The sequence below is a fragment of the Kineococcus sp. AC630 genome (assembly GCF_979255925.1).
In genome coordinates, this window is sequence record NZ_CEEDMJ010000048.1 from 1 (window position 1) to 8,043 (window position 8,043).

The 8,043-nt window shown below is 70.8% G+C and carries 5 protein-coding genes; 3 read left to right on the forward strand and 2 right to left on the reverse strand.

The annotated features are described in order from the left end of the window. From AC0I8G_RS25675 to AC0I8G_RS25685, 3 genes are all read left to right on the forward strand, one after another. On the forward strand, positions 1-205 hold a 205-nt coding region (locus tag AC0I8G_RS25675; RefSeq protein WP_471732474.1), incomplete at its 5' end, for a hypothetical protein. A gap of 234 nt (positions 206-439) precedes the next feature. After that, positions 440-3,082 (forward strand): MGH1-like glycoside hydrolase domain-containing protein, encoded by a 2,643-nt coding sequence (locus AC0I8G_RS25680; protein WP_471732478.1) that lies wholly within the window; start codon positions 440-442, stop codon positions 3,080-3,082. Between the two features lie 119 nt (positions 3,083-3,201). Continuing rightward, on the forward strand, positions 3,202-4,782 hold the full coding sequence (locus AC0I8G_RS25685) for a histidine kinase N-terminal 7TM domain-containing diguanylate cyclase (protein WP_471732475.1): 1,581 nt from the start codon (positions 3,202-3,204) through the stop codon (positions 4,780-4,782). Positions 4,783-4,802: 20 nt separating this feature from the next. On the opposite strand, the gene AC0I8G_RS25690 is transcribed toward AC0I8G_RS25685, so the two are convergent. After that, positions 4,803-6,782 carry a M13 family metallopeptidase gene (locus AC0I8G_RS25690; RefSeq protein ID WP_471732476.1) on the reverse strand — a complete coding sequence of 660 codons (1,980 nt, stop codon included), beginning with the start codon at positions 6,780-6,782 and terminating at the stop codon, positions 4,803-4,805. After that, positions 6,779-8,043 (reverse strand): multidrug effflux MFS transporter (locus tag AC0I8G_RS25695; protein WP_471732477.1); only part of this gene is annotated, 1,265 nt, incomplete at its 5' end. The genes AC0I8G_RS25695 and AC0I8G_RS25690, both read right to left, overlap by 4 nt.

The following is an 8,043-nucleotide window of genomic DNA, read 5'->3' on the forward strand; positions in this document are numbered from 1 at the left end:
ATACATATATGGCATCAACATTTTTGGCACACTGTTGAGTTCTCAAGAACCGGACGCACCCACCCGCGACAACCCCCACACAAAGGGCCACCCGAAGAGGGGCAACTTTCCCACCTTAACCACCAACCAGGCCAAACAGCAACCCAACCGCGATCAGGGCTTCCGGGGCCACCAGAACCTCAGTCCGGCCTCTGCGAGCTTGTGACCCTCAGCGGCCGCCCCGTTGCTCGTGGCGACATGAGGAACATTAGACGGGTGGGTGACGGCAAGGCAAATCGCTCACGTCCGTCCGGGGTGATGTGCTGTGGCGCAACGACTTCCGTCGCTTCCCACACTCAGGTCCCCCTCGTCGGTGATCTGTTGCGAGACTGTCGGGGTGAGCGAGGCCACTGAGTCCCACGAGCAGGCCCCTGAACACCGGAGCGCGGAGCACGCGCGGATGGCGGAATCGCCCGGTGCGGACGGTCCCTGGCGTCTGTGGGGGCCCTACGTCTCCGGCCGGCAGTGGGGCACGGTCCGCGAGGACTACTCCGACAACGCCGACGCGTGGTCGGCCTTCACCTTCGACCAGGCTCGGGCACGGGCGTACCGCTGGGGCGAGGACGGTCTGGGGGCGGTCTGCGACCGCTTCGGGTTCCTCAACCTCGGCGTCGCCCTGTGGAACCGCAAGGACCCGATCCTCAAGGAACGGCTGTTCGGCCTCACCAACGGCGAGGGCAACCACGGCGAGGACGCCAAGGAGTACTGGTGGTCCCTCGACGGGACGCCGTCGCACAGCTGGATGAAGTGGCTCTACCGCTACCCGCAGGCCGAGTTCCCCTACCAGCAGCTGCGCGAGGAGAACGGACGGCGCGGACGCGACGAGCGGGAGTACGAACTCGGGGACACCGGCGTCCTGGACGAGAACCGCTTCTTCGACGTGACGGTCACCTACGCCAAGGCCGGCCCCGACGACCTCTGCATGGTGGTCCAGGCGACCAACCACGGACCCGAGGCGGCGCCGCTCGACCTGATCCCCCAGGTGTGGTTCCGCAATACCTGGACGTGGGGCTGGGACCGTCGCCGCGGGACGATGACCCAGGTGCTGCCGCCGACGCTCGCCGTCGGTGGGCTCGAGGACGTCGAGTGCGAGCACGGGCACCTCGGTCGGTACCACGTCTCCGCCGAGGGCAGCCCCGAGGTGCTCTTCTGCGACAACGAGACGAACCTCGTCGACCTCTTCGGTGCCGACCACAACCCGACCGCGTTCACCAAGGACGGCATCGACCGGCGCATCGTCCGAGGGGAGCTGGACGCGGTGAACCCCCGGCACACGGGGACCAAGGCCGCGTTCTGGTACAGCTTCGACAGCGTGGCGCCGGGCGAGACCGTCGAGGTGCGACTGCGCCTGTCACCCAACGCCCCCGGACTGAGCACCTTCGGCAGCGGCTTCGACGCGGTCGTGCAGGACCGGCAGCGCGAAGCCGACGAGTTCTACGGCACCGTGATCCACCCCGACCTGAGCGACTCCGACCGCCACATCGCCCGTCGCGCCTACGCAGGGCTCCTCTGGACCAAGCAGCTCTACCGCTACGACGTGCGGCAGTGGCTGAACGGCGACCCCGAGACCGAACCCGCGCCCGACTCGCGCAAGCAGCGGGGGGCGCGCAACACCAGCTGGTCGCACCTCTCGCTCGCCGACGTCATCTCGATGCCGGACGAGTGGGAGTACCCGTGGTTCGCCGCGTGGGACCTCGCCTTCCACGTCATCCCCCTCGCCCACGTCGACCCCGAGTTCGCCAAGGAGCAGCTCGTCCTGATGTGCCGCGAGTGGTCGATGCACCCCAACGGCCAGCTCCCGGCCTACGAGTGGGCCTTCGGCGACGTCAACCCCCCCGTGCACGCCTGGGCGGCCTGGCACGTCTACCGGCTCGACGGCTACCGCGACCAGGGCTTCCTCGTCCGGGTCTTCACCAAGCTGCTGCTGAACTTCTCGTGGTGGGTCAACCGCAAGGACTCCAGCGGGTCGAACCTCTTCGAGGGCGGCTTCCTCGGGATGGACAACATCGGCCTCTTCGACCGCAGTGCGAAGCTTCCCCCGGGATACCGCCTGGAGCAGTCCGACGCGACGAGCTGGATGGCGTTCTACTGCCAGCAGATGTTCAAGATCGCACTCGAGCTGTCCCGGCACGACCCCGCCTGGGAGGACGCGGCGACGAAGTTCCTCGAGCACTTCCTCTCCATCGCGCAGGCGATGACGTCGTTCGGTTCCCACGACGTGTCGCTGTGGGACGAGGAGGACGGCTTCTTCTACGACGTCCTGCTGCACCCGGACGGCGCCGTCGAGCCCATGCGCGTCCCGTCGATGGTCGGACTGCTGCCGATCCTGGGCGCGACCGACGTCCCGGCCTGGATCGCCGAAGAGACTCCCGACCTCACCGCCCGGCTGCGCTGGCTGCAGAAGCGCCGACCCGACCTGACGCTGCCGCTGCTGACCCGATCGACCCCCGAGGGACGGCGGATGCTGCTCTCGCTCGTGGACAAGCCGCGCCTGGTCCGCCTGCTCGACCGGATGTTCGACCACGACCAGTTCCTGTCCGCCTACGGCATCCGATCCCTCTCCGCCGCGGTCAAGCAGGAGATCACCACGTCGCTGGAGGGGCAGACGTCGTCGATCACCTACGAACCCGGGGAGTCCCGCACCGGGCTGTTCGGCGGCAACTCCAACTGGCGCGGACCGATCTGGTTCCCGGTCAACGTGCTGCTCGCGGACAAGCTGCGCACGCTCGGACGGTTCTACGGCGACGACCTCACCGTCGAGGTGCCCAAGGGTTCCGGCAACCAGATCAACCTGGTCCAAGCGGCCGACCTCATCGACGACAGCCTCGTCTCGCTGTTCCGGCCCGTGGAGGGCAGGCGCCCGGCCGACGGTGGACGCATCGAGGCCACCCAGGACCCGTTGTGGCAGGAGCACATCTCGTTCAACGAGTACTTCGACGGGGACACCGGAGAAGGGCTCGGCGCCACGCACCAGACCGGGTGGACCGCACTCGTCGCCCACCTGCTGCACCCGCGGCTGCCGCCGAACCCCCCGAGTCGCTGAGGTCCTTGCGAGCTGAACCACCCGGTCGGCCGCTGCTCTCCCGGATGTCGGCGGTCGATGGGACTCTTGGAAGGCACCGACCACCGAGGTCGGGCTGAATCCGGGAGGACCGGGCGTCGATGGCACCCCTCGCGCTGCTGGTCGCCCTCGCCGCCGTCATCACGGCGGCGACGGGCATCCTGACGTTCCGCCGACGGGACGAGACACCGGCCGCGCTCCCGCTGACCGGGGCCCTCGCCTCCGTCACCGCCTGGGGCGTGGTGGTCGTCCTGATGAACAGCGGGACGCCGCGACCGTGGCTGGACCTGCTCGTCGTCCCGCAGTTCGCAGCCGTCGCCGGCACCGTGCTCAGCCTCCGGCTCTTCGTCGATGCCGTCACCGGACGTCCGTTCCGGCGACGGCGGACGCTGCTGCTGTGCGTCGAACCGGTGCTGCTGGTCATCACGGTCGCCCTGGACCCGTGGACGCACTGGTTCCACGCCACCGTCACGCACGTCGGGGACCCGGAACGGCTCAGCACGACCGCGGGCGCGCTGTTCTGGGTGCACACCGGTTACAGCTACCTCGTCATCGTCTCGGCCGCCCTCACCATCTGGCACCTGCGGCGCACCACGAGCGGGTTGCTGCGCCGGCAGGCCAGCACGATGCTCGTCGCCATCGCCGCGCCGTTCGTGGCGAACCTCACCGTCGTCTTCACCCCCTTCGCGCGCCTCGACGTCGACATCACACCGGTCGCGTTCGCGGTGACGGGGGTCCTCTTCGCCTACGCGGTGCTGCACCAGGACCTGCTGCGGCTCGTCCCCGTCGCCCGCTCCCTCGTCGTGGACACGGTGTCCGACGCGGTCTACGTGGTCGACTCCCGTCTGCGGCTCGTCGACGTCAACGTCGCCGGCCGCGCGATGCTGGCCGGCGAGGGCTGCCCGCAGCAGGCCGCCGCCGTCGTCGGGCGACCGTTCGCGGACACCGTCGACCCGGTGCTCGTGCGGGCCGTCGGCGACGGTGAGGGACAGAGCGTCGTGGCCCTGGCCAGCGGTGTGCAGATCGACGTCCGCACCCGCTGGATCCGCGACCACCGGGGCAACGCGCTGGGCCGGGTCGTCGTCGCCCGGGACGTGACCGAGCAGCTGGCCGCGGCCCGGGCGCTGCAGGAGGCCAACGAGACCCTGCGCGCCCAGGTCGCCACCATCGAGAAGCTGCAGGCCGACCTCGCCGAGGAGGCCGCCAAGGACCCGCTCACGGGGCTGCGCAACCGACGGCGCTTCGTCGACGACCTCACGACCCGGCTCGACCTCGCCGCGACCGCAAGGCAACCGCTGTCGCTGGTGCTGCTCGACGTCGACCACTTCAAGGCCATCAACGACACCTACGGCCACGCCGTCGGGGACGACGTCCTCGTCGCGGTGGCCCGCGCGCTGGGCGGGCACGCCCGGCCGGAGGACCTCGTCCGCTACGGCGGGGAGGAGTTCGTCGTGATCCTCCCCCAGCTCGACACCGCCTCGGCCCGCGCGCGGGCCGAGGCGCTGCGTCGCGCGTGCGCGGAGATCCCCTTCGCGGTCGAGGGGCTGCGGGTCACGATCAGCGCGGGGGTCGCCACCAGCCCCGACCACGGGAGCACGCCCGACGAACTGCTGCTGCGCGCCGACCGCGCCCTCTACGAGGCGAAGGAGGGCGGGCGCGACCAGGTCGCGCTCGCCGACTGAACCCCCTCAGGCCCTGCGGCTCACCAGATCCGGACGCGTTCCGCCGGGTCCAGCCAGAGCCCGTCACCCGGCTGGGTGTCGAAGGCCTCGTGGAACTCGACGAGGTTCTTCACCACGGCGTTGCAGCGGAACTCCGGCGGGGAGTGCGGGTCCACGGCGAGGCGACGTTCGACCTCGGCCGGGCGCACCTTGCCGCACCACACCTTGGCCCAGCCGAAGAAGAGCCGCTGGGAGCCGTTGAGGCCGTCGACGACCGGCGCGGGCCGGCCCTCCAGGGCGATCTCGTAGGCCTTGTGGGCGATCGTCAGCCCACCGAGGTCGCCGATGTTCTCGCCCACCGTCAGCGAGCCGTTGACCTTCTTGCCGGGGGTCTCCGGCGGCTCGAGGGCGTCGAACTGCGCGACGAGGGCGTCCGTGCGCTTGCCGAACTCCTCGCGGTCCGCGTCGGTCCACCAGTCGTTGAGGTTGCCCAGACCGTCGTACTTGGAGCCCTGGTCGTCGAAGCCGTGACCGATCTCGTGACCGATGACCGCACCGATGCCGCCGTAGTTCTCGGCGTCGTCGGCCTCGAGGGAGAAGAACGGCGGCCGGAGGATCGCCGCGGGGAAGACGATCTCGTTCATGCCCGGGTTGTAGTAGGCGTTGACCGTCTGCGGGGTCATGAACCACTCGCTGCGGTCCACCGGGGAGCCGAGCTTGGCGAGCTCGCGTTCGACCTCGAAGGCGAAGGCGCGACGGACGTTGCCCAGCAGGTCGTGGCGGTCCACGGTCAGCTTCGTGTAGTCGCGCCAGGTGTCGGGGTGGCCGATCTTGGGCGTGAACTGGCCGAGCTTCTCCAGCGCCCGGTCCTTCGTCTCCCGGGTCATCCAGTCCAGGGCCTCGATGTCGAGGCGGTAGGCCTCGACCAGGTTCGCGACGAGCTCCTCCATGCGGGCCTTCGCGGCGGGCGGGAAGTGCTCGGCGACGTAGAGCTCGCCCAGCGCCTCGCCCAGGTTGCCCTCGACGAGCCCGACGCCGCGCTTCCAGCGCTCACGCAGCTGGGGCGCGCCGGTCAGGGTCGTGCCGTAGAAGGCGAAGTTCTCGTCGACGAAGTCGGAGGAGAGGAAGACCGCGCCGCCGTGCAGGATGCGCCAGCCGAGCCACTCGCGCCAGGTCTCGACCGGCGTCGCGAGGAGGACCTCGGCCAGGCCGGTGAGGTAGCTGGGCTGACGGACGACGACCTCGGCGAAGGCGGAGTCGGGCAGCTGCGCGGCCTCGAGCCAGCCGGCCAGGTCGATGCCGGGCAGCAGCGCCTCGAGGCCCGCGCGGTCGACCTTGTTGTAGGTCGCGTTGGCGTCGCGGTTCTTCACTCGGTCCCAGTGGTGGCTCGCGATGTCCGTCTCCAGGGCGAGGATGCGCTGGGCGGAACCGGCCGGGTCGGGACGGTGGCCGAGGGTGAGGATGCGCTCCACGTGGCCGACGTAGGCCTCGCGGATCGCCGCGTACTGCTCCTCGCGGTAGTACGACTCGTCGGGCAGGCCGAGACCGGACTGGGTGAGGTAGACGACGTACTCGTCGGACTTCGCGTTGTCGGTGTCCACCCAGTAGGCGAACGGGCCCCCGACGCCGGAGCGCTCGAAGGCCCCGAGCCGGCGGACCAGGTCGGCGTGGTCGGTGATGGCGTCGACCGCGGCGAGCTCCGGGTCCAGCGGGGTGGCGCCGAGGGCCTCGATGCGTTCGGTGTCCATGAAGCTGGCGTAGAGGTCGCCGATCTTCTGCTGGACGCTGCCCGCCTCGGCCTCTCCCGTCGCGGCCGCCGCCGCGGCGGCCTCCACGATGGCCCGGCACTCGGCCTCGGACTCGTCGCGGAGGCGGACGAAGGCGCCGTCGACGGCGCGGTCGTCCGGGATCTCGGTCGTCGCCAGCCAGTGGCCGTTGACGTGCCGGAAGAGGTCGTCCTGGGGTCGGACCGAGGGGTCGACGTCGCTGCCCGCGGGCTGGGCGTCCGTGATCGAACTCATGACCTCACACTAGGGCGGATCCTCCGGGAGACCGAGAGCAGGAGGGCCACGTTGAGGACGACGGCGGTCCCGACGACGAGACCCATGGCGTGCTCGTCGCCACCGAGGACACCCACGAGGACCCCGACGAGTCCGCCGATGCCGGACTGCAGGGCGGTCACGAGGGCCGCCGCGGACCCTGCGCTGTCGCCGTAGGGCTCCAGGCCGAGGGTCACGGCGTTGGGCATGATCAGGCCGAGCGCGAGCAGCAGCAGGTAGAGCGGCACGGCGAAGAGCAGCAGCTGGTCGGTGCCCGAGAGCAGCGACACCGTCAGCGCGAGACCGAAGACGAGGGCGGCGAGCACGCCGACCCGCAGCAGCTTCGCCGACCCGAAGCGTTCGACGAGACCCGCGTTGAGCTGCGTGCCGCCGATGAGGGCCGTGCCGTTGACCGCGAAGTAGATCGCGAACCCCGTGCTCGAGAGGCCGAACCCGTCCTTGAGGACGAAGGGCGAGGTCGAGACGTAGGCCATGATCGTGGCCAGCGCGAGGCCGGGCATGGCCGCGAAGGCCAGGAACCGGCGGTCGCGCAGCAGGACGCCGTAGCCGGTGAAGGTGCGCCGGACCCGGCCCCGCCGCGGCGGGGTGACGGGGGCGCGCTCGTCCTCGGCGAGGGCCTGGGCCGGGGTGTCGGTGAGCTCGGGGCGGGTCTCGGGGAGCCTGAGCCACACCGCGAGGAGGACCCCGAGACCGGCGACGGAGAGCAGCGCCAGCACCGGACGCCAGCCCGTGTGGGCGGCGATCGCACCCCCGACGGTGGGGGCGAAGAGCGGGGCCACGCCGATGACGAGGACGAGGCGGGACTGCAGCCGCGCCGCGGCGGGTCCGACGAAGAGGTCGCGGATCACGGCCATGCCGATGACCGCCCCGGCCGAGGCGCCGACGCCGGACAGGACGCGGAAGGCGACGAGGGTGGGCAGGTTCGGCGCGATCGCGCAGAGCAGGGTGGCGACGACGTAGACGCAGAACCCGACGGCGGCGGGCTTGCGGCGACCGAACGCGTCGGAGAGCGGGCCGACGACGAGCTGGCCGAGCGCGGAACCGACGAGGACCCCGGTGATCGTCAGCTGGGTGCGCGCCTCGGTCGTGCCGAGGTCGATCGCCACCTCGGGCAGCGAGGGGAGGTAGAGGTCGATCGTCACCGCGCCGAGGGCGGCCATGGCGCCGAGGAGGACGACGAGTCCGAACGTGGAGGGGGTGCGGGGGGTGGCGCGCGCGGGGG

What these genes read in the sequence shown, in the direction of transcription:
- AC0I8G_RS25690 (WP_471732476.1), bottom strand. Translation starts at nt 6,782, where the DNA reads ATGAGTTCGATCACGGACGCCCAGCCCGCGGGCAGCGACGTCGACCCC.
- AC0I8G_RS25680 (WP_471732478.1), top strand. Translation starts at nt 440, where the DNA reads ATGGCGGAATCGCCCGGTGCGGACGGTCCCTGGCGTCTGTGGGGGCCC.
- AC0I8G_RS25685 (WP_471732475.1), top strand. Translation starts at nt 3,202, where the DNA reads ATGGCACCCCTCGCGCTGCTGGTCGCCCTCGCCGCCGTCATCACGGCG.